Source organism: Embleya sp. NPDC059237, from assembly GCF_042754105.1.
Taxonomy (GTDB): Bacteria; Actinomycetota; Actinomycetes; order Streptomycetales; family Streptomycetaceae; genus Embleya.
In genome coordinates this window covers 178,849-201,196 of the sequence record NZ_JBHZAE010000001.1, presented here as the reverse complement: position 1 = coordinate 201,196, position 22,348 = coordinate 178,849, and the positions used below count along the sequence as shown (strand labels likewise).

The following is a 22,348-nucleotide window of genomic DNA, read 5'->3' as shown; positions in this document are numbered from 1 at the left end:
GCTGGTCCGCTGTCACCGCGCCTGGTTCGGCCCTGCTTACCACGGAGTGTACTGACGGGTAACCGCTCCGGACAGGTGTGATCGACCACAGCCCGCAAGTCGTTTCCCGGCCTGCCTGACAGTGTGTCGGCGCCGGTCGACGCACCGTCCCATCAGGCCGCGGTGGGTTGGCGGAGGGTGAGGATGCGGTGCAATCGAGTCAGCACCAGGACGCGATGCACGTCGGGATTGACGCCGATCAGCACCAGTCGGCGCTCGCGTCGGCCCGCGCGCCGATGCGCGCCGACGATCAGACCCAGGCCGGTGGTGTCCAGCATGGGCACGTGGGTGAGGTTGAGAATCAGATCGCCGTCGCCGTGGTCCAGCGCGTCGTGCAGCGCCAACCGGACGTCGGTGGTGGACCGCACGTCGAGCACGCCTTCCAAGTGCAGCTCACGCGGGTCGCCCCAAACGCGCATCGTCTCCTCCTGGGGAGTCCGTCCGATCGATGACGGTTCGACTCCCCAGCAGAACACCCAAAACCCGATAATCCTCACTCATCACAGTGGACTTCACTCGTACCGGTGACGAGTGGTCGGATGATGCGCCGATTGCGCACCACCCGTTGCGCCACCCGCTCAGTAGGCGTAGAAGCCCTTGCCCGACTTCCGACCCAGGTCGCCCGCGGCCACCATGCGGTTCAGGAGCTCCGGCGGCGCGAACTTCTCGTCCTTGGTCTCGGTGTAGATGTTGCTCGTCGCGTTGCGCATGATGTCCACGCCGGTGAGGTCCGCGGTGGCCAGCGGGCCCATCGCGTGTCCGAAACCGAGCCGGCAGGCGATGTCGATGTCCTCGGCGGTGGCCACACCCGCCTCGTACAGCTTGACCGCCTCGACGGTGAGCGCGGTGATCAGCCGGGTGGTCACGAAGCCGGCCACGTCCCGGTTGACCACGATGCAGGTCTTGCCCATCTCCTCGGCGAGTTCCCGCGCGGCGGCCAGCGTCTCGTCCGAGGTCTTGAAGCCGCGGACCAGTTCGCACAACTTCATCAGCGGCACCGGGGAGAAGAAGTGCATGCCGACCACCGCCTCCGGGCGGCCGGTGACCGCGGCGATCTCGGTGATCGGGATCGCCGAGGTGTTGGTCGCGAGCACCGCGTCGGCCTTGCAGATGCGGTCCAGTTCGCGGAAGACGCCCTGCTTGATCTCGACCTTCTCGAACACCGCCTCGACCACGACGTCCGCGTCCGCCACCGCGTCCAGGTCGATGGTGGTGGTGATCCGGGCGAGCGCCGCCGAGGCGTCCTCCGCGCTCAGCGCGCCCTTGGCCGTGAACTTCTCGAACGAGGCCTCGATCCCGCTCAGACCACGGGCCAGCGCGGCGTCGGTGACATCGCGCAGCACGACGGTGTGGCCCGCCCGGGCGGCGACCTGGGCGATGCCCGATCCCATCAACCCGGCCCCGATGACGGCGATCTTCTTGGTCACTGCGCAACCTCTCCAGTACACGATCCCGAGCCGGCGTCCGCGCGCGAACGCCCTTCGCCCGGAGCGTAGCCGCAGCGGCCCCGGGATCCGCGCACCCCCACCTGACGATCCGTCAGAAACGCGAGGTACTCTCCGGCTCCGGCTCCCGGACGATCTTCGCGCCGAGCGACTGGAGCTGTACCTCCAGGCCCGTGTAGCCGCGGTCGATGTGGTGCACCCCGCTCACCGTGGTGTCCCCGTCGGCCACCAGACCGGCCAGCACCAGACCCGCGCCCGCGCGGATGTCGGCGGTCAACACCGGGGCGCCGGACAGCTGTTCCACCCCGCGCACGATCGCGTGGTGCCCGTCGGTGCGAATCGACGCGCCGAGCCGGAGCAGTTCCTGGAGGAATACGAACCGTGCCTCGAAGAGGTTCTCGGTGATCATCGCCGAGCCCTCGGCGATCGAGTTCATCGCCGCGAAGAACGGCTGCATGTCGGTCGCGAACCCCGGGTACGGCAGCGTCACCACGTCCACCGCCTTCGGCCGCCGGTCCATCACCACGCGGAAGCCGTCCCGCACGTGCGAGACCTCGGCGCCGGCGAGGGTCAGCTTGTCGAGCGCGATCTCCAGATGTTCCGGATGCGCGTTGCGCACCGTCACATCGCCCAGCGTCATCGCCGCCGCGACCGCGAAGGTGCAGGCCACGATCCGGTCCGGGACGGTGCGGTGGCGCACCGGCTTGAGCCCGTCGACGCCCTCGATCTCCAGGGTGGACGAGCCCGCGCCCTCGATCCGCGCGCCCATCTCGGTGAGCATCGCGCAGATGTCCACGATCTCCGGCTCGCGGGCCGCGTTGTCGATCACCGTGCGCCCGTCGGCCAGGACCGCGGCCATCAGGATGTTCTCGGTCGCGCCGACGCTGGGGAAGTCCAGCCAGACCGTGGTGCCCTTCAATCCCTTCGGCGCCTTGGCGATCAGCACGCCGTGCGAGTTCTCCACGGTCGCGCCGAGCTTGACCAGGCCCTCGATGTGCATGTCCAGACCGCGCGAGCCGATCGCATCGCCACCCGGGTAGGCGACGTGCACCTCGCCGCAGCGCGCGAGCAGCGGCCCGAGCACGCAGATCGACGCCCGCATGCTGCGCACCAGGTCGTAGTCCGCCTCGAAGCGCGGCGCGGCCGGCACGTCGATCCGCACCGTTCCGGTGGTCTCGCCCTCGACCTCGCACCCGAGGCGCCGCAACAACTCGCTCATGATCTCGACGTCGAGGATCCGGGGAGCCTCCTCGAGCACCGTGGTGCCCTCCGCGAGCAACGCGGCTGCCATCAATTTCAGCGCGCTGTTCTTCGCGCCCGTGATCCGCACCTCGCCGGCGAGCCGCTGACCACCTGTCACCCGGAACCTGTCCATCGGAGAATCGTACTGATTCCGGGACCCGCTTACGGACGGCACCAAGCCGAGACAAAGCCGGGCGCAGGCGCGCCGTTAGGGTGCGTACATGGTCAACCTCACCCGGATCTACACCCGCACCGGCGACGACGGCACCACCGCCCTCGGCGACATGTCGCGCACGGCCAAGACCGACCCGCGGCTCGCGGCCTACGCCGACGTGGACGAGACGAACGCGGTGATCGGCGTCGCGCTCTCGCTCGGCAACCTCGACGAGGACGTCGTCACGCTGCTCACCCGTGTCCAGAACGACCTGTTCGACCTGGGCGCCGACCTGTCCACCCCGGTGGTCGAGGACCCGAAGTATCCGCCGCTGCGGGTCGAGCAGAGCTACATCGACGCCCTGGAGGCGGCCTGCGACGCATACAACGAGAACCTGGAGAAGCTGCGCAGCTTCATCCTCAACGGCGGCACCCCGGGCGCGGCCCTGCTGCACCAGGCCCGCACCGTCGCCCGCCGTGCCGAGCGCACCACGTGGGCGGCCCTGGAGGTGCACGGCGACTCGATGAACCCGCTGACGGTGAAATACCTCAACCGCCTGTCCGACCTACTGTTCATCCTGGCCCGGCACGCCAACCGCGAGGTCGGCGACGTGCTGTGGGTACCGGGCGCCAACCGCTGACGCGAACTCGCGCGGGCGTGGGGTCCGGGGGTCGCCCCCGGAACAGACACAGCATCCTGGCCCGACACGCCAACCGCGAGGTCGGCGACGTGCTGTGGGTACCGGGCGCCAACCGCTGAACCGGTCGGACGGAGCCTAGGCGACGTTGACCCGTTGTCCCGGCGGTGCCGCTTCCAGCCAGGCCAGGAAGCCGGTCAACGCGTCGTCGCTCAGGGCCAGTTCGATCCGGTCGCCGGCGTGTTCGCAGACCAGGATCACCGCGCCGGCGAGCAGCGCCAACTCCTCCTGGCCGGCCGGCTCCCGCCGACCGATCACATGGATGCCCGCGCGCTGCAATACCCGACGCGGGCGCGGCGCGTAGCTGAACACCCGGAACCACTCGATCCGGTCGCCGCTGTAGCGGGCGATCCCGAAGACCCAGCCCTTGCCGTGGTCCGGATCGGCCGACGGCGCGGCCGGATCGCCGTCGGCCGGTGCCTTTCCGGCACCCTCCGGGGACGACGACGCGGCGCCTCCCGGAGTCTGTCCGGGGGACGCCGCGGCGGTGGAACCGGCTGCGCCGGCCGGGGATACCGGTGGGCGCGTACGCAACGAACAGTCGAAGGTGCCGCCCGGTCGCTGGATGAGTCGACGACGCAACGCGAACGCCGCGACACCGACGACCAATACCACGACGACGGCCGACACCACGCTCAGCACGACGAGGACCATCCCGATCGACCTCCTCGTTCGCGCGTTGAGCAGTGGTCCCGGCCGTGTGTCGGTCCGGGCTCTGGTGCCGCTACCGGATCTAGCGCCGCTGGGCGGCGAGCAGACGCGTTTCCGCGCGCCGCTCGGCGCCCGCGTCCTTCGCCGCGCCGGCGCGCTCGAGCGCCCGCTCCGCGCGGGCGACATCGATCTCGTCGGCCAGCTCGGTGATCTCGGCGAGCAGCGAGAGGTTGTTGTCCGCGAACGAGATGAACCCGCCGTGGACCGCCGCGATGACGACCGAACCGTCGGCCTGACGGATCGTCACCGGGCCGGATTCGAGCACTCCGAGAACCGGCTGGTGACCGGCCTGGATGCCGATGTCACCGTCCGCGGTGCGTGCGATGACGATGGTGGCCTCGCCGGACCACACCTTGCGGTCGGCCGCGACCAGCTCGACGTGCAGCTCAGCCAACGTGGCTCCTCATGTCGGGTCGAAGACACGCGGGTCTTCGCCTCCGCCCTCGAGGGGCGGGTGGTGTCCAAGGATAGTGGCCCGGACGGGCCTGGCTCCAACCGGCTCGAACGCCGGCGGGTTTCCGGCACCCGCCACGCGGCGGGTACCGGGAACCGACACGAGGGGCGGACCCGTGCGGGACCGCCCCTCGTCGATCAGGCGATCGTCAGCCCTTGTTGAGCTCGGCGATCTTCTTCTCGAGGTCGTCCAGCCCACCGAGCATGAAGAACGCCTGCTCGGGAGCGTGGTCGTACTTGCCGTCGGCGATCGCGTTGAACGCCTCGATGGTCTCGGACAGCGGGACGTCCGATCCGTCGAGCCCGGTGAACTGCTTCGCCACGTGGGTGTTCTGCGACAGGAAGCGCTGGATGCGACGCGCGCGGTGCACGGTGAGCTTGTCCTCTTCGGACAGCTCGTCCATACCCAGAATCGCGATGATGTCCTGGAGGTCCTTGTACTTCTGCAGGATGCTCTTGACGCGCATCGCACAGTCGTAGTGGTCCTGCGCGACGTAGCGCGGGTCCAGGATCCGGGACGTCGAGTCCAGCGGGTCCACGGCCGGGTAGATGCCCAGCTCGGAGATCGGACGCGAGAGCACCGTCGTGGCGTCGAGGTGCGCGAACGTCGTGGCCGGGGCCGGGTCGGTCAGGTCGTCCGCGGGGACGTAGATCGCCTGCATCGAGGTGATCGAGTGACCGCGGGTCGAGGTGATGCGCTCCTGGAGGGTGCCCATCTCGTCGGCGAGCGTCGGCTGGTAACCCACCGCGGAGGGCATGCGGCCGAGCAGCGTCGACACCTCGGAACCGGCCTGGGTGAACCGGAAGATGTTGTCGATGAAGAGCAGCACGTCCTGCTTCTGCACATCGCGGAAGTACTCCGCCATGGTCAGACCGGACAGCGCCACACGCAGACGGGTGCCCGGGGGCTCGTCCATCTGGCCGAAGACGAGCGCCGTCTGCTCGAAGACGCCCGCTTCCTTCATTTCCTCGATCAGGTCGTTGCCCTCACGAGTGCGCTCGCCGACGCCGGCGAACACCGAGACACCCTCGTGCAGACGGGCGACACGGACGATCATCTCCTGGATGAGCACCGTCTTGCCGACGCCCGCACCACCGAACAGGCCGATCTTGCCACCCTTGACGTACGGGGTGAGCAGGTCGATGACCTTGATGCCGGTCTCGAACATCTCGGTCTTCGAGTCGAGCTGGTCGAAGGCCGGCGCCTGGCGGTGGATCGGCCAGCGCTCGGTGACCTCGAAGGTCGCCCGGTCCACGTCCAGGACCTCGCCCAGGGCGTTGAACACGTGGCCCTTGGTGACATCGCCGACGGGGACGGAGATCTGCGAGCCGGTGTCGGTGACGACCGCGCCGCGGACGAGGCCGTCGGTGGGCTGCATCGAGATCGCGCGCACGATGCCGTCGGCAAGGTGCTGCTCGACCTCGAGGGTGAGCGTGGTCTTGCCCTCCCCCTCGCCCTGGCCCTCGAGGTCCAGGTCGACGTGCAGCGCGTTGTACATATCCGGCATCGCGTCGACGGGGAACTCCACGTCGACGACCGGGCCGATGACGCGGGCGACGCGGCCCGTGGCAGCGGCCGTCTCAACAGTGGCAGTCATGATGTCTAATCACTCCCCGCGGTCGCGTCGGCCAAGGCGTTGGCGCCACCGACGATCTCGCTGATTTCCTGGGTGATCTCGGCCTGGCGGGCATTGTTCGCCAGTCGAGAGAGGGTCCGGATGAGGTCTTCGGCGTTCTCGGTCGCCGACTTCATCGCCCGCCGGCGGGCCGCGTGCTCGGAAGCGGCGGACTGCAACAGGGCGTTGAAGATGCGACTTTCCACGTACCGCGGCAGCAGTGCGTCGAGAACACCCTCGGCCGAGGGCTCGAAGTCGTAGAGCGGGAAGGGACCGCCGGCCGGCGGCTCGTCCGTCTCCTCGACCGCCAACGGGAGCACCCGCACCGCGACCGGGTTCTGCGTGAGCATGGAGACGAACTCGGTGCTGACGAGGTGAATCTCGTCCACACCGCCCTCGTCGGTGGGCGTCACGAACGCGTCGATCAGCTCACCTGCCACCTTCTTGGCGTCGGAGTACTCGGGGCGGTCGGAGAATCCCTTCCACTGCCCGGCCAGGTCCACATCGCGGAACTGGAAGAATCCGATGCCCTTGGCCCCGATCACGTAGCGGTCGACCGTCTTGCCCTCGTCCTCGAGCAGCTTGACCAGCTGCTCGGTGGCCTTGATGGCATTCGAGTTGTAGCCGCCCGCGAAACCGCGGTCACTGGTAACCAGCAGCACCGCGGCCCGGGTGGGCCGCTCCACCGAGGTGGTCAGCGGGTGCTGCGTGCTGGAGAAGGTGGCGACCGCGGAAACGGCGCGCGTCAGCTCGTCGGCGTACGGCTTGGAGGCCGCGACGCGCTGCTGCGCCTTCACGATCCGCGACGCCGCGATGAGCTCCTGGGCGCGCGTGATCTTCTTGGTCGCCGACACGGAACGGATCCGACGCCGGTAGACCCGAAGCTGGGCTCCCATTGGTCAGGGTTCTCCGTTCTTTACTCGGACTTGGCCACGTGACGGGTGATCTTCTCCTGGCCGACGTCTTCCTTCGTCAGACCGGCAGGCGCCACGTCCTGGATCAACGGCTCGCCGTCGAACTTGGTGAACGTCTGCTTGAAGGAGTCCACCGCGTCGGTGAGCGCCATCACGGTGTCGTCTTCCAGCTTGCCGGTCTCGACGATCCCGGTCAGCAGGCCCGCGTGCTTGTGCTGCAGGTAGTCGTGCAGCTCCTTCTCGAAGCGGCGGATGTCCTGCACCGGCACCTCGTCCAGCTTGCCGGTGGTACCGGCCCAGATCGAGACGACCTGGAGCTCGATCGCGAACGGCTCGAACTGACCCTGCTTGAGCAGTTCGACCATGCGCGCACCACGCTGGAGCGAAGCCTTGGAGGTGGCATCCAGGTCGGAACCGAAGGACGCGAACGCCTCCAGCTCGCGGTACTGGGCCAGGTCGACGCGGAGTCGACCCGCGACGCTCTTCATCGCCTTGATCTGCGCCGAGCCACCGACTCGCGAGACCGAGATACCGACGTTGACCGCGGGGCGCACGCCCTGCAGGAACAGGTCGGACTCCAGGAAGCACTGGCCGTCGGTGATCGAGATGACGTTGGTCGGGATGTACGCCGACACGTCGTTGGCCTTGGTCTCGATGATCGGCAGACCGGTCATCGAACCGCCGCCGAGCTCGTCCGAGAGCTTCGCGCAACGCTCGAGCAGACGCGAGTGCAGGTAGAAGACGTCACCGGGGTAGGCCTCGCGCCCCGGCGGACGACGAAGCAGCAGGGACACGGCGCGGTACGCCTCGGCCTGCTTCGACAGGTCGTCGAACACGATGAGCACGTGCTTGCCCTGGTACATCCAGTGCTGGCCGATGGCCGAACCGGTGTACGGGGCGAGGTACTTGAAGCCGGCCGGGTCGGAGGCCGGGGCGGCGACGATCGTGGTGTACTCCAGCGCGCCGGCCTCTTCGAGCGAGCGGCGCACGGACGCGATGGTCGTGCCCTTCTGGCCGATCGCGACGTAGATGCAGCGAACCTGCTTCTTCGGGTCGCCCGAGCGCCAGTTGTCGCGCTGGTTGATGATCGTGTCCAGGCACACCGCGGTCTTGCCGGTCTGCCGGTCGCCGATGATCAGCTGACGCTGGCCGCGGCCGATCGGGGTCATCGCGTCGATCGCCTTGATGCCGGTCTGCATCGGCTCGTGGACCGACTTGCGCATCATGACGCCGGGGGCCTGCAGTTCCAGGGCACGACGGCCCTCGGACTCGATCTCGCCCTGGCCGTCGATCGGCTGGCCCAGCGGGTCGACGACGCGACCCAGGTAGCCGTCACCGATCGGAACCGACAAAACCTCGCCCGTACGACGGACCTTCTGGCCCTCTTCGATACCGCTGAAGTCACCGAGGATGACGACACCGATCTCGCGGACGTCGAGGTTCTGCGCCAGACCGAGGGTGCCGTCCTCGAACTTGAGCAGCTCGTTCGTCATGACCGAGGGCAGGCCCTCGACCTTGGCGATGCCGTCGTACGCCTCGGTGACGGTACCGACCTCTTCGCGCGCGGCAGTCTCCGGCTCGTACGAGGCGACGAAGCGCTCCAGCGCGTCCCGGATCTCCTCCGGCCGGATCGTGAGCTCCGCCATCTGGTGTCCCTGCTCTCCTAGGTGGTGGGGTTAACGGTCCGCTGTCCGTCGCTTGTCGTACGGAACCGCGGTGCTGCTGTGGGGATCGCCGGTCCGGTCCGGGGGTTTTCCCGGATGGTCGACGACACCCCTGTCGTCCGGTGTCTCAACCGGCGAGCCGTCGGCCCGCCTCTTCGAGACGTGTGGTCACGGTGCCGTCGATGACGTCGTCACCGATCTCCACGCGGACCCCGCCGATGACGTCGGCATCGATTTCCACGTTGAGGTGGATCTCGCGGCCGTACATCCGGCCCAGCGCCGCGGCCAGACGGGTGCGCTGCTCCTCGGTGAGGGGCAGGGCGACCGTGACCAACGCGACCATGCGACGCCGGCGATCGGCGGCGAGGCGCGCGTACGACTCGAGCCCGTGTTCAAGATTACGGCTGCGCGGGTGTGCGACAAGCCTGGCGACCAGTCGCCGGGTGACGGGCTGGGCCCGACCCTCCAGCAGACCGGAGACCAGCTCCGCCTTGCGCTCGTTCGCCACGCCCGGGTCGGTCAGGGTCGAGCGCAGTTCGCGCTCGCCCGCCACGATCCGGCCGAAACGAAAGAGCTCGTCCTCCAGCTCGTCGAGCCTGCCGTCACGCTCTGCGGCGATCAGCTCGGCGGACACCGAGAGTTCGGCGATCGTGTCGACCAGGTCGGTCGGCCGCGACCAGCGCGTACGCACGAGTCCGCCGAGCAGATCCGCCGCGGTTCCGGAGATCTGACCGGACAGAAGCTCTGCCAGGAAGGCCGCGCGGGCCTCCCCGGAGCGCGTCGAGTCGGTGAGGACCCGACGCAGCGACACGTTCTTGTCGAGCAGGATCACCACGGAGTGGAGTTCCTGGGCCAACGCGACCATGTCGGTACCGGTCGCGGTCGCGAGCGCGTCCAGGCGCTCACGAGCCGCGGCGAGGGATTCCCTGCTGGCGCCCTGCATCAGCGCACCTTCTCCGAGCTCGCTCCGGCGGAAGCCTTGACTTCCAGCTCCTCCAGGAAGCGGTCGACGACCCGACGCTGACGCGCCTCGTCCTCGAGCGACTCCCCGACGATGCGCGACGCGAGGGAGACGGCGAGCTTGCCGACGTCCTGACGCAGCGCGTTCTGGGCCTGGTTGCGGTCGGCCTCGATCTGGGTGTGGCCGGCGGTGACGATCTCGTCCTTGATCCGCTGGCCCTCGGCGCGCATCTCCGCGATGGCGACGGCACCCTGCTCGCGGGCGTCCTCGGTGAGGCGACCGGCCTCGCGACGGGCTTCGGCGAGCTGGGTGCGGTAGCGCTCCAACTCGGCCTGGGCCTCGGCCTGCGCCTCTTCGGCGCGCTTGAGACCGCCCTCGATGGCGTCCGTACGGTCCGCCAGCGTCTTCGCGATCTTGGGAAGGAGAACCTTCCACAGGAAACCGAAAACGATGAGGAACGCCACGCCACCGATGATGATCTCGTCGAGCGGCGGGAGAAGAGGGTTCATCTTCTCCTCGCTGTTGGCGAAGTCAATCACGGTGTGAGGACCTTCCGTCCGTAGCGGGTTGATCAGGTGCCGTAGACGAACGGCATGACGACGCCGATGAGGGCGAGCGCCTCGGCGAGGGCGAAGCCGAGCAGCATGTTCTGGCGAACCAGGCCGGCGGCCTCGGGCTGACGGGCCATCGCCTGGACACCGTTACCGAAGATGATGCCGATACCGATGCCGGGGCCGATCGCGGCGAGGCCGTAACCGATGGAACCGAGGCTGCCAGAAACGCCGTCGGCGGCGAGGTTCATCATGGGAACTGATCCTTTTTTCGAGGCCGATGGACGATCCACCGGACGACGGTCGAGGAGAGAAAGGTCTGCGGGTCTCTCAGTGCTCGGCTTCGAGCGACGTCGAGATGTAGGACGCCGCGAGCAGCGTGATGATGTACGCCTGCAGCGCCTGGATCATCAGCTCGAACGCGGTCAGCACGACGACCACGAGGAACGAGGTGGCCGAGTAGAGCGCCCCGATGTGGAAGCCGAGCAGATACCAGGCGCCGACGCTGAACGTCACGATCAGCATGTGTCCGGCGAACATGTTCGCGAACAGTCGGACCGCCATCGTGAACGGCCGGGTGATCAGACCCTGCAGCAGCTCGATCGGGGCGAGGAGGAAGTAGATCGCCTTCGGCAGACCGGGCGGGAACATCATGTTCTTGAAGTAACCGACGAAGCCCTGGTTCTTGATGCCGAGGACCAGGTAGGTCACCCACACGATGCCGACGATCGATGCCGGGAAGGCGATGCGCGAGGTCGCGGGGAACTGGGCGAACGGGATGATCGCCATCACGTTCATGACCCAGACGAAGAAGAAGATCGAGAACAGGAAGGGGACGTAGGGGTCGCCCTTCTTGCCGATCGTTTCCCGCGAGATGTTGTCGCGAACGAACAGGTAGCCCAACTCGCCGACGTTCTGCGCGCCGCGCGGCACCATCTTGGGCTTGGCGAACGCGCTCCAGAAGAAGCCGATCACCAGCAGCATCGAGATGAGCGCGAGCAACATCGGCTTCGTGAAGTCGAAGGCCCCGATGGAGAAGATCGGCTTGAACTCGAAGACGTTCAGCCCGGGCGAGGGGAAGCCGCACCCGGAGAACAGGTGACATCCGCTCTCGCTGGCGAGCGTCTGGACGTCAGCAGTCACCACCGACTCCTTCGTCGTGAAGCATGTTTTCGGCTACCTCGATGTGTCGGCGTGGCGAGGGGCCACGGAGCGGCACGCAACAGGGCCCGGTCAGGAGGACCTGCCGTGGCGGACAAAGACCAGAACAAGGGCCAGAGCGATTCCGACGACCAGGCCGATCGGCAGGAACAGTGCGGAGTGGCCGGTCCACCGGTCGATCAGCCAGCCGATGCCGCCGTAGATGAGCATGCCGCTCAGCAGATAACCGACACTCGACCATGCGGCACCGTCCATCGCCCGATTCTCTCGGTCCGGTGGACGGGGGCCTCTCTCGCTCATGACGCCCCGGACATTAGCAGTACCGGCGGCGAGGCTGAACACCGCGCCGGCCCGGAAGGGCGCTGTGCGTATGTCATCGCTCTCCATCCGGTTCGACATAGGCGATCTTCAGCCGGGTGAAGACCCACACCTGCGAGGCGACCCAGACCAGCGTGGCCCCGAGGATGGTGAGCCCGAACACCTTCGTGTCGAACGCCTCGGTGTCCTTGAACAGGAACAGAACCAACCCCAGGAGCAGGATCTGCACGATGTAGGTGAACAACGCCATGTTCATCATCATCATGGGGTTGTCGCGCGAGATCCGACCGATCGCGACCTGGCCGATCACGAAGAAGGCCAGGACGACGACGGTGGCGAACACCGCGCCGAGAAGTCCTTTGCCACCGGCCGCGAGCAAAGCCGCGACTGCCGCGATCACTCCGGCCGCGGTCGTGGGCACGACCGAACCACGGAGAAGGCGGACGTCGTTGGCCTGCATGTCGGTGACTCCGGCATCAGTGGGGGGCAGGGGGCGGATCAGTCGTCCGAGCAGGGCTCGGGGCGACGCAACGCTCGGGATTGGCCGTGAAGGACCAGAACCCTCGTTGCTGGGGGTTCATCGGCCATTGATCCTGGTTCGTGAACGATATCACAAACTATTTGAGCAGAGCTTTACCCGTTCGTGTGTACAAGCTCACAGCCCTGCCCCACCCTTTCGCGCCCCTCTTCCCGCAGGCAAATGCGCAGGTCGGGAGGGGTCCGTGGGATTTGTCGAGGACTCTGTTGCGGGTGTGGCGGTTGCTCCGTTCAGCCGTACGCCGTCTGATTCGCCGGGAACCATCGTGTCGACCGGAACGTTCGCGCCGCGCCTCCCGCGCCGGAGCCGCCGATAGCGTGGCGGAACCACGTTGTGCAGCTCCGTCGGCACGTGCGGCTTGAACCGCGGGAGCATCAGGAACACCAGGCCGATGGCGATCAGCCCCAGTCCCGCGTAGACGATCGGACGCCGTTCCGGCCGCACCGAGATGAGCACCGTGAACGACGCGATCAGCCCGGACCAGAAGTACATGATCAGCACCGCGCGACTGTGCGAGTGGCCGATCTCCAGGAGCCGGTGGTGCAGGTGTCCCTTGTCCGCCGCGAACGGCGAGCGCCCGGCCCAGCCGCGCCGGCCGACCGCCATCACCAGGTCCATCAGCGGCACTATCAGCACCGCGAACGGCAACACCAGCGGGATGTAGACGGGGACCAGCTTGTGCGTGGTGAAGGCCATCGAACCGCCGTTTTGCGCGGTGATCGCCTCCGGGTCGATCCGCCCGGTGAGGGTGACCGCCGACGCGGCGAGCATCAGGCCGATCAGCATCGACCCCGAGTCCCCCATGAAGATGCGCGCCGGATGCAGGTTGTGCGGCAGGAAGCCGACACACATACCGATCAACAGCGCGCTGAACAGCGTCGGTGCCGCGGCCGACGACACACCGTAACCGAACCACAAGCGGTACGAATATCCGAAGAACGCGAGTGCGGCGATGCACACCATCCCGGCCGCGAGGCCGTCCAGGCCGTCCACGAAGTTCACCGCGTTGATCGTGATGACCACTATCCCGATGGTCAGCAGCGTGCCCTGGGTCGGCGTCAGGCTGACCGGGCCGTAGCCGGGGATCGGCAACCACAGGATCACGATGCCCTGCCAGACCATCACGCCCGCGGCAAGCGCCTGGCCGAGCAGCTTGATGATCGCGTCGACGCCCCACTTGTCGTCGATCACCCCGAGCACCGAGATCAGCGCGCACCCGGACAGCAGCGCCTGCACGTCGGTCGAGGCGGTGAACACCTCGGAGAGCACCGGCAGATGCCGGGCCATCAGCAGGCCCGCGCACAATCCGCCGAACATCGCCAACCCACCCAGGCGCGGCGTCGGCTCCTTGTGCACGTCGCGCGCACGGATCTCGGGCATCGCCCCGGCGGCGATCGCGAAGCGGCGGACGGCGCCCGTCAGCAGGTAGGTCACCGCGGCGGCGACGAACAGCGTGAGCAGGTATTCGCGCAAGACTCAACCGTCCCCGGCTTCGGCACATCCCAGCGGCAGCACGGGCATCAGACTAGACGTGCCGCCGCTCACCGGGAGAATCGCCGAACCTGCACCGGCGAGGGACGATCGCACCAAGCTCGGTGGCGCCACCACCGGCCCGTCGCCCCACACGTAACCACAAACACCCTGATCCCAGCCACCCCGGAGGGCGATTGCGGCCCGTCGGTCGCATAGGTCTCATCGGGCCCGCCGGCGTGAACACTCCCGCCGGCTCTCACCGCCCCGGGTAGGCCGGATGTGTGGCCACCAGCTCGCCGACCGCCGCCCGCACCTCGCCCAGGACCGCCGGATCGTCCTCGCGCACCGCCCGACCCAGAAGCAGGGCGATCTCCTTCATGTCCGTCTCGGTCATCCCCTGCGTGGTCACCGCGGCCGTGCCGACCCGGATCCCGGACGCGATCATCGGCTTGGCCGGGTCGAACGGGATCGCGTTCTTGTTCAGGGTGATCCCGGCCCGCTCGCAGCGGCGCTCCGCGTCCCGACCGCTCACCCCGATCCCCCGCAGGTCCAGCAGCGCCATGTGGGTGTCGGTGCCGCCGGTGACCGGCCGCAACCCTTCGGCCTGCAGACCCTGTGCCAGGGCCTGCGCGTTGGCCACCACCCGGCGCGCGTAGGCGCGGTACGCCGGGGTGCCCGCCTCGCGCAGCGCGACCGCCTTCGCGGCCACCGCGTGCATGTGCGGGCCGCCCTGGCTGAACGGGAAGACCGCGCGGTCGATCCGCTCGGCGAACTCCTCGCGGCACAGGATCAGCCCGCCGCGCGGCCCGCGCAGCACCTTGTGCGTGGTCGCGGTGACCACGTCGGCCCAGGGGATCGGCGAGGCCGTCGCGTCGCCCGCGACCAGTCCCGCGAAGTGCGCCGCGTCCACCATCAGGTAGGCGCCCACCTCGTCGGCGATGCGGCGGAAGGCGGCGAAGTCGACCAGGCGCGGATACCCGCTCGCACCGCACACGATCAGCCGGGGCCGATGCGCCCGGGCCAGGTCCCGGACCTGCTCGTAGTCGATCCGCTCGTCGCCCTCGCGGACCCCGTAGGCCACCGCGTGGAACCAACGACCGGAGAAGTTCACCCGCGAGCCGTGGGTCAGATGCCCGCCGTGCGGCAGCGACATGGCCAGGATCGTCTCGCCCGGGCTCAGCAGCGCCGCGTACACCGCCAGGTTCGCGGCGGTACCCGAGTGCGGCTGCACGTTGGCGTGTTCCGCGCCGAACAGGGCCAGCGCCCGGCCCACTGCGAGCCGCTCGGCCCGGTCCGCCTCGGCGCAGCCGCCGAAGTAGCGCCGCCCGGGATAACCCTCGGCGTACTTGTTCGCGAGCGTGCTGCCCAGCGCGGCGAGCACGGCCGGGGAGGTGAAGTTCTCCCCGGCGATCAACTGGAGGCCGCCGCGCTGCCGGGCCAACTCGCCGAGCAACACCTCGGCGATCTCCGGATCCTCTCGCCGCAGCGCGAGGAAGTCCGGTCCCCAGAAGGGAGTTGACGAGGCGTCGGGAGTGCCCATGGCATCGCTCCTCAAGGCCGCAGGGACCTCTCCACGATAGGGCGGGGGTCCGGACACGGACAGGGCCTTCCGGGGGCGATTCCGCGCCGTTGTCGGGCCGTGCGCGCGAACGCTCCGGGGCCCGTGGGGGCGCGCCGGTCAGTGCGTGTGCGCGGGGTGCCCGGTGAGCGCGGTCAGCACCGGGTCCAGCGCCGAGCCGATGTCGGAGGCGCAGGCCCGGAACACGCTCAGCGGCGCGCCGTACGGATCGGCCACCTCGTCCCACTCCGGATCGGGCGCGGCCAACCGCCCGCGCAGCGCCGCGGCGGCCCGCACGAGCGAACGCCCGCGCTGGACCAGGTCGCGCTCGGGGTAGGGGGCCCGTTCCAGCACCGCGACCAGCCGGGTGAACTCCTTCAGCGTGAAGGTACGCAGGCCCGACGCGTGCCCCATGGACACCACGTGCGCGCGATGGTCCAGGGTCGCGGTGAGCACCAGGTCCGCCTCGGCGACATGTTCGTCGAGCAGCTCGCGCCCGTGGAAGTCGCCCGGGTCGGCGCCGTATTCGAGCAGCACCTCGGCCGCGTGCGGCTCCATCGGGGCGCCCTCGTGGCCCCAGGTCCCGGCGCTCTGCACGCTCAGCCGCACCGCGTCGTCCGCGGCGAGCCGGCGCTGCAGGCCGAGCCGCGCCAGCCGTTCGGCGATCGGGGAGCGGCAGATGCTCCCCGTGCACACGAACAGGATCCGGAACGAGTCGGCCGCGGAGCCGTAGGGCCCGTAGGTGTGCCCGAGGGGCCGGCCGACCGGAGGGGGCGCGGTCAATTCACGCCCTCCAGGTCGGGAACGACCTCGCGCAACGTCTCCAACGACAGGGCACCCTCACGCAGCAGCCGGGGGCGGCCGGCGGTCAGATCGACGATCGAGGACGGCGCGGTGGAGGGGCAACTGCCGCCGTCCAGGTACACCGACACCGAATCGCCGAGCTGCGCCTCGGCCTCGTCGACCGTGGTCGCCGCCGGGTTGCCGGAACGGTTCGCGCTGCTGACCGCCATCGGCCCGGTCTCGGTCAACAGCTCGATCGCCACCGGGTGCAGCGGCATACGCACCGCGACCGTGCCGCGCGTATCGCCCAGATCCCACATCAGCGACGGCTGGTGGAAGGCCACGATGGTCAGTGCGCCCGGCCAGAACGCGTCGACCAGTTCCCACCCGACCTCGGGGAAGCCGGTGACCAGCCCGTGCAGCGTGTTGGGCGAGCCGACCAGGACGGGCGAGGGCATGTTGCGACCGCGGCCCTTGGCGTCCAGGAGCGCGTGCACCGCGTGCGGGGTGAAGGCGTCCGCGCCGATGCCGTACAGGGTGTCCGTCGGCAGCACGACCAGATCACCGCGCTTGATCGACCCGGTCGCCTCCCGCAGCCCGAGCCCGCGGTCCATCGCGTCGGAGCAGTCGTAGCGTCGGCTCATCGGGCACTTACCTCCAGAAACGGTACAGACGGTACGGGCGAAGCGGGGGGTACGAGTGATGCGGGCAATACGGGTGCTGCGGGTGATGCGGGCCGCGCGGGTCCGGCCGCCGGGCGGGGCGCGCGGTTCACGCGCCTTCCTTGCGCGCGGTGGTGAAGCGGGGGCGGTTGGTCAGGTCGCGGTGGTCGGCCGCGTCCACCCAGCCGGCCTCCTCGTTGAAGATCCACGGCACCGCGCCGCCCTGGGTGTCCGCGTGCTCGACCACCACGAGCCCCGCGGGCCGCAACAGGCGGTAGGCGGTCTTGGCCAGGACCCGGATGAAGTCGAGCCCGTCCGGCCCGGAGAACAGCGCCAGCTCCGGATCGTGGTCGCGCGCCTCGGGCGCCATCTCGTCCCGCTCCTCCAGCGGCACGTAGGGCGGATTGCTGATCACCAGGTCGACCGTGCCGTCCAGCAGCGGCAGCGCCGAGAGCGCGTCGCCCCGGTGCAGGATCACCCGCGACCCGCTCGCGTTGCGTTCGGCGTAGGCATAGGCGCCCGGGTCCAGCTCGACCGCGTGCACCACGGAGCGCGGCACCTCCTGCGCGACCGCGAGCGCGATCGCGCCGGAGCCGGTGCACAGGTCCACCACGAGCGGCTCGGCCACGTCCATCGCGCGCAGCGCGTCTATCGCCCACCCGACCACCACCTCGGTCTCCGGGCGGGGTACGAACACGCCCGGACCCACCTCGAGTTCGAGGTAGCGGAAGAAGGCGCGCCCGGTGATGTGCTGCAGCGGCTCGCGGGCCTCGCGGCGCGCGACGGCCTCCCAGAACCGCGCGTCGAAGTCCCCGTCGGCAACCGTGTGCAGGGCGCCGCGCTTGACGCCGTGCACGTACGCCGCCAGTTCCTCGGCATCGAAGCGCGGAGAGGGAACGCCCGCGTCGGCCAGTCGCAGGGTGGCCTGGGCCACCTCGGCGAGCAGCAGATTCATCTCGTCTCCGTTATTGGTGGGCGAGCCGGGCGGCCATGTCGGCGTCCACACACGCCTGGATGACCGGATCCAGATCGCCGTCGAGCACCTGGTCCAGGTTGTACGCCTTGTAGCCCACGCGGTGGTCGGAAATCCGGTTTTCCGCGAAGTTGTACGTCCGGATGCGCTCGGAGCGGTCCACCGTGCGGACCTGGCTGCGACGCACATCGGAGGCTTCCTTGTCGGCCTCCTCCTGGGCCGCGGCGAGCATCCGCGCGCGCAGGATGCGCATGGCCGACTCCTTGTTCTGGAGCTGGCTCTTCTCGTTCTGGCAGGAGACCACGATGCCGGTGGGCAGGTGCGTGATGCGCACCGCGGAGTCGGTGGTGTTGACCGACTGGCCGCCGGGACCGGACGAGCGGTACACGTCGATGCGCAGATCGTTGGCGTTGATCTCGACCTCGACGTCCTCCGCCTCGGGCAGGACCAGGACGCCGGCCGCCGAGGTGTGGATGCGGCCCTGCGACTCGGTGGCGGGGACCCGCTGCACGCGGTGCACGCCGCCCTCGAACTTCAGCCGGGCGTAGACGCCCTCGCCGGGCGCGGGGTTGCCCTTGGTCTTCACCGCGACCTGAACGTCCTTGTAACCGCCGAGGTCGGACTCGTTGGACTCGAGGATCTCGGTCTTCCAGCCCGCGCGTTCGGCGTAGCGCAGGTACATCCGCAGCAGGTCGCCCGCGAACAGGGCGGATTCCTCGCCGCCCTCGCCCGCCTTGACCTCCAGGATCACGTCCTTGTCGTCGGCCGGATCGCGCGGCACGAGCAGTCGGCGCAGCTTCTCCGCGCACTCCTCGCGGCGCTCCTCGGCCTCGGCCGCCTCGGCGGCGAAGTCCGGGTCCTCGGCGACCAGTTCGCGGGCCGCCTCGACGTCGTCGGCGGCGCTCGACCACTGCCGGTAGGCATCCACGATCGGCCCCAGTTCGGCGTAGCGCCGCCCGAGGGTGCGGGCGCGCGTCTGGTCAGTGTGCACGGCCGGGTCGGCGAGTTGCCGCTCCAGGTCGGCGTGCTCGGCGAGCAGGTCGTCCATCGCCTCGAACACTGGGGGCTCCTCTGGTTGTGGCCGCGAACTCGGCGGGATCGGTGACGACGGGGCTACCGGAGCCGGACGGGATTTCGGGACCGGCTTCCGGAGTACGGCTTCCGGAGACAAACGAACGGCGCCGGAGGGGCGGGGCGGACCTTGGACAAGGCCCACCGCTCCTCCGGCGCCGCAGGGTCGCTACTTCTTGCCGGCCACCGGCTGCGTACCGAAACGCTTCTCGAAGCGCGCCACCCGGCCGCCCGTGTCGAGGATCTTCTGCTTCCCCGTGTAGAACGGGTGACACTGCGAACAGACCTCGACGCGGATCTGGCCGCTCGTCGCGGTGCTGTGCGTGGTGAACGTCGAGCCACAGCCACAGGTGACGGTGGTTTCCACGTACTCGGGGTGGATGTCGGGCTTCACGGGAGTCTCCTTGAGGTTCGGGAGGGCGCCGGGTCGTACGCCCGAATGGGCATCACGTGAACCGGGGCCGACAGAGCAGTCTGCCAGGAGGGGGCGACCGGACCCAAATCAGGGTCTGTACCGCCCAACCACGACCGGGGTCGCGGCATTCCCTCCCGGCGGACGCGCTGCCATGTCTTACGTACGACGAGCAGTCGGATCGACTGGTCGTTCGGCATCGGCGTGGTCTTCCGACTGTGCCGATCCGGGAGCGACCCCCGGACCCCACGCCTGGGCCCTGCTAGTCGTTCGGCATCGGCGTGGTCTTCTGACTGTGCCGATCCGGGAGCGACCCCCGGACCCCACGCCTGGGCCCTGCTAGTCGTTCGGCATCGGCGTGGTCTTCTGGATCTGCATGAGGAACTCGCCGTTGCTCTTGGTCTTCTTCATCTTGTCCAGGAGCAGTTCGATCGCCTGCTGCTGGTCGAGCGCGTGCAGCACCCGGCGCAGCTTCCAGACCACCGCGAGTTCGTCGTGCGCCATCAGGATCTCTTCCTTGCGGGTGCTGGACGCGTCCACGTCCACCGCCGGGAAGATGCGCTTGTCGGCGAGCTTGCGGTCGAGCTTGAGCTCCATGTTGCCGGTGCCCTTGAACTCCTCGAAGATCACCTCGTCCATGCGCGAGCCGGTCTCGACGAGCGCTGTGGCGAGGATGGTCAGCGAGCCGCCGTTCTCGATGTTGCGCGCGGCGCCGAAGAACTTCTTCGGCGGGTACAGCGCGGTCGAGTCGACACCACCGGACAGGATGCGGCCGGAGGCGGGCGCCGCGAGGTTGTACGCGCGGCCCAGGCGGGTGATCGAGTCGAGCAGCACGACCACGTCGTGGCCCAGCTCGACCAGGCGCTTGGCCCGCTCGATGGCCAGCTCGGCGACGATCGTGTGGTCCTCGGCGGGGCGGTCGAAGGTCGAGGAGATGACCTCGCCCTTCACCGACCGCTGCATGTCGGTGACCTCTTCGGGGCGCTCGTCCACGAGCACGACCATCAGGTGGCACTCGGGGTTGTTCACGGTGATCGCGTTGGCGATCGCCTGGAGCACCATCGTCTTGCCCGCCTTCGGCGGCGCGACGATCAGACCGCGCTGGCCCTTGCCGATCGGCGACACGAGGTCGATGATCCGCGTGGTCAGCGCGCTGGAGTCGGTCTCCAGGCGCAGCCGGTCCTGCGGGTACAGGGGGGTCAGCTTGTTGAAGTCGGCGCGCTGGCGCGCCTGTTCCGGCTCCATGCCGTTGACCGTGTCCAGCCGCACGAGGGCGTTGAACTTCTCCCGACGCTCGCCGTCGCGCGGCTGACGCACCGCGCCGACGATCGCGTCACCCTTGCGCAGGCCGTTCTTGCGGACCTGGGCGAGCGAGACGTACACGTCGTTGGAGCCGGGCAGGTAGCCCGAGGTCCGCACGAAGGCGTAGTTGTCGAGGATGTCCAGGATGCCCGCGACGGGGACCAGGACGTCGTCGTCGGCCAGCACGGGCTCGTTGGTCTCGAAGCCCTCACGGCCGCCGCGACGACGGTTGCGGTCGCGGTAGCGGCCACGACGCCGACGGCCGCCGCCCTCGAAGTCGTCGTCGTCCAGCGGGCCGTTGTCCTGCTGCTGCTGTTGCTGCTGCTGCTTGCCGCGCTCGCCGCGCTCGGCCCGGTCGCCGCGGTCGTTGCCGCGCTCGCCGCGCTCGTTGCCGCGGTCGCCACGCTCGCCGCGTTCCGCACGCTCACCGCGCTCGGCCCGCTCGCCGCGCTCGTTGCCCCGCTCGCCGCGGTCGCGCCGGTTCTGGCCGCGCTCGCGCCGCTCGCGGCGGCCCTCGCGCTCGCCGCCCTCGCGCTGCTCACCCTGCTCCTCGGCGGGGCGCTCGGCGCGCTCGGTGCGCTCGCCACGACGGCGCGTGCCGGTCTCGGCGACCTCGGCGGTCGGCTCGCCCTGCTCACGCCGCCCACGCCCGTTGGCGGGCGCCTCGGCGGCGGCCTGCTCCGGGATCTCGATCTGCGCGGCGGTCTCGACCGCCACCCGCGTGCGGGCGGCCCGGCGGGTCCGGGTGGGCGCCTCCGCGGCCGGCGCCTCGGCGGCGACGGCGGGGGCCTCGGCGGGCGCCGCGCCGTTGTCCGCCGCGGTGGCGGCGGCGGCCTTGGCCCTGGTCGCCCGGGCCGGCTTCGTGGCGGCAGCGGCGGCGGGAGCGGCGTCCGAACCACCCTGCTTCGCCTGGATGGCCTCGATCAGCTGGCTCTTGCGCATGCGGCCGGTGCCGCTGATGCCGAGACCGGTGGCGACCTGCTGCAGCTCCGCCAGCACCATGCCGTTGAGGCCGGTGCCCGTCGAGCGGCGGCGCCGCGTGGCGGGAGCGGGGGCGTCCGCGGTGGCAGCCGCGTCACCCGAGGCGGACGCGGCCTGCGGCGTTGCGTCCATGAGTTCGGTGGTGTCGCTCACGAAGGGTCCTTCCCTGGAGCGGGCGTCGGCCTTGAGGGGGCTCGGCGACCGGTTGTGCTGTCCGTCCCGCTTCCAGTGCGGTCCGGTGCGGTGGTCCGCCGGATGGCGGGAATCGTCGAAAATGTGCCCGGTACTGCGAGGATCGGGCTCATGTATGCCTGTGGGGGCTCGTATTCCTGTAGGGGCTCGATTTCCTGCGAAGGAACAGCCCTCGGGTCCCCGGGATGAGCTCGACGCGGCGCGGTGGTCCCGCCGGTCTGTATCGGGGAGCCACGTTCGTCACGAAGGACAGACAGGAGGGGAAACTCCCAAAGGATCGTGGCCACAGAGCACCGAACGCGCCCAACCCTGTGCGGGCGGGGGATCTGGTGCGGTGATGACGCTAACACTACCGGACCCAAGAGACATTCCCCCACCCCATCGCTCCCCCGGCGCAGCCCATTTTTCCTGCGGTAGTGCAGTGGAGTGAACGGATCCACCGTCGTCGCCGACCCGCCGCCCGGCTGCGCCGAGTAT

At 69.3% G+C, this 22,348-nt stretch carries 23 protein-coding genes; 1 reads left to right on the top strand and 22 read right to left on the bottom strand.

Annotation, left to right across the window (positions count from 1 at the left end; translation table 11 throughout):
* Positions 1 to 152: 152 nt before the first annotated feature.
* The 3 genes from ACFXKZ_RS00920 to murA all read right to left on the bottom strand — a co-directional run bounded on the left by ACFXKZ_RS00920 (position 153) and on the right by murA (position 2,859).
* Complete coding sequence (locus ACFXKZ_RS00920; protein WP_379994992.1) at positions 153 to 458, bottom strand: STAS domain-containing protein; 306 nt, start codon at positions 456 to 458, stop codon at positions 153 to 155.
* 159 nt (positions 459 to 617) lie between these two features.
* Positions 618 to 1,466 (bottom strand): 3-hydroxyacyl-CoA dehydrogenase family protein, encoded by an 849-nt coding sequence (locus ACFXKZ_RS00915; RefSeq protein WP_379994990.1) that lies wholly within the window; start codon positions 1,464 to 1,466, stop codon positions 618 to 620.
* A 112-nt stretch (positions 1,467 to 1,578) separates the two neighbouring features.
* Positions 1,579 to 2,859, bottom strand: a complete 1,281-nt coding sequence (gene murA / locus ACFXKZ_RS00910) for a UDP-N-acetylglucosamine 1-carboxyvinyltransferase (RefSeq protein ID WP_379994988.1) — start codon at positions 2,857 to 2,859, stop codon at positions 1,579 to 1,581.
* Positions 2,860 to 2,947: 88 nt separating this feature from the next.
* Here murA and ACFXKZ_RS00905 point away from each other — a divergent pair, with 88 nt between their 5' ends.
* A complete protein-coding gene (locus ACFXKZ_RS00905; RefSeq protein WP_078975424.1) occupies positions 2,948 to 3,520 on the top strand; it encodes a cob(I)yrinic acid a,c-diamide adenosyltransferase in 573 nt (190 codons plus the stop codon).
* Between the two features lie 135 nt (positions 3,521 to 3,655).
* On the opposite strand, the gene ACFXKZ_RS00900 is transcribed toward ACFXKZ_RS00905, so the two are convergent.
* The 19 genes from ACFXKZ_RS00900 to rho all read right to left on the bottom strand — a co-directional run bounded on the left by ACFXKZ_RS00900 (position 3,656) and on the right by rho (position 21,832).
* On the bottom strand, positions 3,656 to 4,231 hold the full coding sequence (locus ACFXKZ_RS00900) for a DUF2550 domain-containing protein (RefSeq protein ID WP_101897034.1): 576 nt from the start codon (positions 4,229 to 4,231) through the stop codon (positions 3,656 to 3,658).
* A gap of 79 nt (positions 4,232 to 4,310) precedes the next feature.
* Positions 4,311 to 4,682, bottom strand: a complete 372-nt coding sequence (locus ACFXKZ_RS00895) for a F0F1 ATP synthase subunit epsilon (protein ID WP_078975425.1) — start codon at positions 4,680 to 4,682, stop codon at positions 4,311 to 4,313.
* Positions 4,683 to 4,890: 208 nt separating this feature from the next.
* Positions 4,891 to 6,339 carry a F0F1 ATP synthase subunit beta gene (atpD, locus tag ACFXKZ_RS00890; protein WP_379994985.1) on the bottom strand — a complete coding sequence of 483 codons (1,449 nt, stop codon included), beginning with the start codon at positions 6,337 to 6,339 and terminating at the stop codon, positions 4,891 to 4,893.
* 5 nt (positions 6,340 to 6,344) lie between these two features.
* Positions 6,345 to 7,253, bottom strand: a complete 909-nt coding sequence (locus ACFXKZ_RS00885) for a F0F1 ATP synthase subunit gamma (protein WP_078975427.1) — start codon at positions 7,251 to 7,253, stop codon at positions 6,345 to 6,347.
* A 20-nt stretch (positions 7,254 to 7,273) separates the two neighbouring features.
* Positions 7,274 to 8,917: a F0F1 ATP synthase subunit alpha gene (atpA, locus tag ACFXKZ_RS00880; RefSeq protein WP_379994982.1), complete on the bottom strand. Its 1,644-nt coding sequence runs from the start codon at positions 8,915 to 8,917 to the stop codon at positions 7,274 to 7,276.
* Between the two features lie 145 nt (positions 8,918 to 9,062).
* The gene (locus ACFXKZ_RS00875) at positions 9,063 to 9,878 is read right to left on the bottom strand and encodes a F0F1 ATP synthase subunit delta (RefSeq protein WP_379994980.1); all 816 of its coding nucleotides are present in this window, start codon (positions 9,876 to 9,878) and stop codon (positions 9,063 to 9,065) included.
* Complete coding sequence (locus ACFXKZ_RS00870; protein WP_235618905.1) at positions 9,878 to 10,405, bottom strand: F0F1 ATP synthase subunit B; 528 nt, start codon at positions 10,403 to 10,405, stop codon at positions 9,878 to 9,880. The genes ACFXKZ_RS00875 and ACFXKZ_RS00870 overlap by 1 nt, the downstream gene beginning before the upstream one ends.
* Before the next feature lie 62 nt (positions 10,406 to 10,467).
* Complete coding sequence (gene atpE / locus ACFXKZ_RS00865) at positions 10,468 to 10,701, bottom strand: ATP synthase F0 subunit C (RefSeq protein WP_174861358.1); 234 nt, start codon at positions 10,699 to 10,701, stop codon at positions 10,468 to 10,470.
* Between the two features lie 76 nt (positions 10,702 to 10,777).
* Complete coding sequence (gene atpB / locus ACFXKZ_RS00860) at positions 10,778 to 11,593, bottom strand: F0F1 ATP synthase subunit A (protein ID WP_379994978.1); 816 nt, start codon at positions 11,591 to 11,593, stop codon at positions 10,778 to 10,780.
* Between the two features lie 87 nt (positions 11,594 to 11,680).
* Complete coding sequence (locus ACFXKZ_RS00855) at positions 11,681 to 11,863, bottom strand: AtpZ/AtpI family protein (RefSeq protein ID WP_078975432.1); 183 nt, start codon at positions 11,861 to 11,863, stop codon at positions 11,681 to 11,683.
* A gap of 118 nt (positions 11,864 to 11,981) precedes the next feature.
* Positions 11,982 to 12,347: a hypothetical protein gene (locus ACFXKZ_RS00850; RefSeq protein WP_379994976.1), complete on the bottom strand. Its 366-nt coding sequence runs from the start codon at positions 12,345 to 12,347 to the stop codon at positions 11,982 to 11,984.
* 234 nt (positions 12,348 to 12,581) lie between these two features.
* Positions 12,582 to 13,937, bottom strand: a complete 1,356-nt coding sequence (locus tag ACFXKZ_RS00845) for an MraY family glycosyltransferase (RefSeq protein WP_379994974.1) — start codon at positions 13,935 to 13,937, stop codon at positions 12,582 to 12,584.
* Between the two features lie 256 nt (positions 13,938 to 14,193).
* Positions 14,194 to 15,477, bottom strand: coding sequence for a serine hydroxymethyltransferase (gene glyA / locus ACFXKZ_RS00840; RefSeq protein ID WP_379994972.1), 1,284 nt, complete (start codon positions 15,475 to 15,477; stop codon positions 14,194 to 14,196).
* 138 nt (positions 15,478 to 15,615) lie between these two features.
* On the bottom strand, positions 15,616 to 16,278 hold the full coding sequence (locus ACFXKZ_RS00835) for a low molecular weight phosphatase family protein (protein WP_379994970.1): 663 nt from the start codon (positions 16,276 to 16,278) through the stop codon (positions 15,616 to 15,618).
* The gene (locus ACFXKZ_RS00830) at positions 16,275 to 16,922 is read right to left on the bottom strand and encodes an L-threonylcarbamoyladenylate synthase (protein WP_078975437.1); all 648 of its coding nucleotides are present in this window, start codon (positions 16,920 to 16,922) and stop codon (positions 16,275 to 16,277) included. The genes ACFXKZ_RS00835 and ACFXKZ_RS00830 overlap by 4 nt, the downstream gene beginning before the upstream one ends.
* 127 nt (positions 16,923 to 17,049) lie before the next feature.
* Positions 17,050 to 17,895 (bottom strand): peptide chain release factor N(5)-glutamine methyltransferase, encoded by an 846-nt coding sequence (gene prmC / locus ACFXKZ_RS00825; protein ID WP_379994967.1) that lies wholly within the window; start codon positions 17,893 to 17,895, stop codon positions 17,050 to 17,052.
* 10 nt (positions 17,896 to 17,905) lie between these two features.
* Complete coding sequence (prfA, locus tag ACFXKZ_RS00820) at positions 17,906 to 18,973, bottom strand: peptide chain release factor 1 (protein WP_078975439.1); 1,068 nt, start codon at positions 18,971 to 18,973, stop codon at positions 17,906 to 17,908.
* Positions 18,974 to 19,153: 180 nt separating this feature from the next.
* Positions 19,154 to 19,378 carry a 50S ribosomal protein L31 gene (rpmE, locus tag ACFXKZ_RS00815; RefSeq protein ID WP_078975440.1) on the bottom strand — a complete coding sequence of 75 codons (225 nt, stop codon included), beginning with the start codon at positions 19,376 to 19,378 and terminating at the stop codon, positions 19,154 to 19,156.
* A gap of 357 nt (positions 19,379 to 19,735) precedes the next feature.
* Positions 19,736 to 21,832, bottom strand: coding sequence for a transcription termination factor Rho (gene rho / locus ACFXKZ_RS00810; protein WP_379994964.1), 2,097 nt, complete (start codon positions 21,830 to 21,832; stop codon positions 19,736 to 19,738).
* Positions 21,833 to 22,348: the final 516 nt, after the last annotated feature.

What these genes read in the sequence shown, in the direction of transcription:
- ACFXKZ_RS00905 (WP_078975424.1), top strand. Translation starts at nt 2,948, where the DNA reads ATGGTCAACCTCACCCGGATCTACACCCGCACCGGCGACGACGGCACC.
- ACFXKZ_RS00855 (WP_078975432.1), bottom strand. Translation starts at nt 11,863, where the DNA reads ATGGACGGTGCCGCATGGTCGAGTGTCGGTTATCTGCTGAGCGGCATG.
- ACFXKZ_RS00900 (WP_101897034.1), bottom strand. Translation starts at nt 4,231, where the DNA reads ATGGTCCTCGTCGTGCTGAGCGTGGTGTCGGCCGTCGTCGTGGTATTG.
- atpA (WP_379994982.1), bottom strand. Translation starts at nt 8,917, where the DNA reads ATGGCGGAGCTCACGATCCGGCCGGAGGAGATCCGGGACGCGCTGGAG.
- atpD (WP_379994985.1), bottom strand. Translation starts at nt 6,339, where the DNA reads ATGACTGCCACTGTTGAGACGGCCGCTGCCACGGGCCGCGTCGCCCGC.
- glyA (WP_379994972.1), bottom strand. Translation starts at nt 15,477, where the DNA reads ATGGGCACTCCCGACGCCTCGTCAACTCCCTTCTGGGGACCGGACTTC.
- ACFXKZ_RS00870 (WP_235618905.1), bottom strand. Translation starts at nt 10,405, where the DNA reads ATGAACCCTCTTCTCCCGCCGCTCGACGAGATCATCATCGGTGGCGTG.
- prmC (WP_379994967.1), bottom strand. Translation starts at nt 17,895, where the DNA reads ATGAATCTGCTGCTCGCCGAGGTGGCCCAGGCCACCCTGCGACTGGCC.
- ACFXKZ_RS00830 (WP_078975437.1), bottom strand. Translation starts at nt 16,922, where the DNA reads ATGAGCCGACGCTACGACTGCTCCGACGCGATGGACCGCGGGCTCGGG.
- ACFXKZ_RS00920 (WP_379994992.1), bottom strand. Translation starts at nt 458, where the DNA reads ATGCGCGTTTGGGGCGACCCGCGTGAGCTGCACTTGGAAGGCGTGCTC.
- ACFXKZ_RS00875 (WP_379994980.1), bottom strand. Translation starts at nt 9,878, where the DNA reads ATGCAGGGCGCCAGCAGGGAATCCCTCGCCGCGGCTCGTGAGCGCCTG.
- murA (WP_379994988.1), bottom strand. Translation starts at nt 2,859, where the DNA reads ATGGACAGGTTCCGGGTGACAGGTGGTCAGCGGCTCGCCGGCGAGGTG.
- atpE (WP_174861358.1), bottom strand. Translation starts at nt 10,701, where the DNA reads ATGATGAACCTCGCCGCCGACGGCGTTTCTGGCAGCCTCGGTTCCATC.
- ACFXKZ_RS00885 (WP_078975427.1), bottom strand. Translation starts at nt 7,253, where the DNA reads ATGGGAGCCCAGCTTCGGGTCTACCGGCGTCGGATCCGTTCCGTGTCG.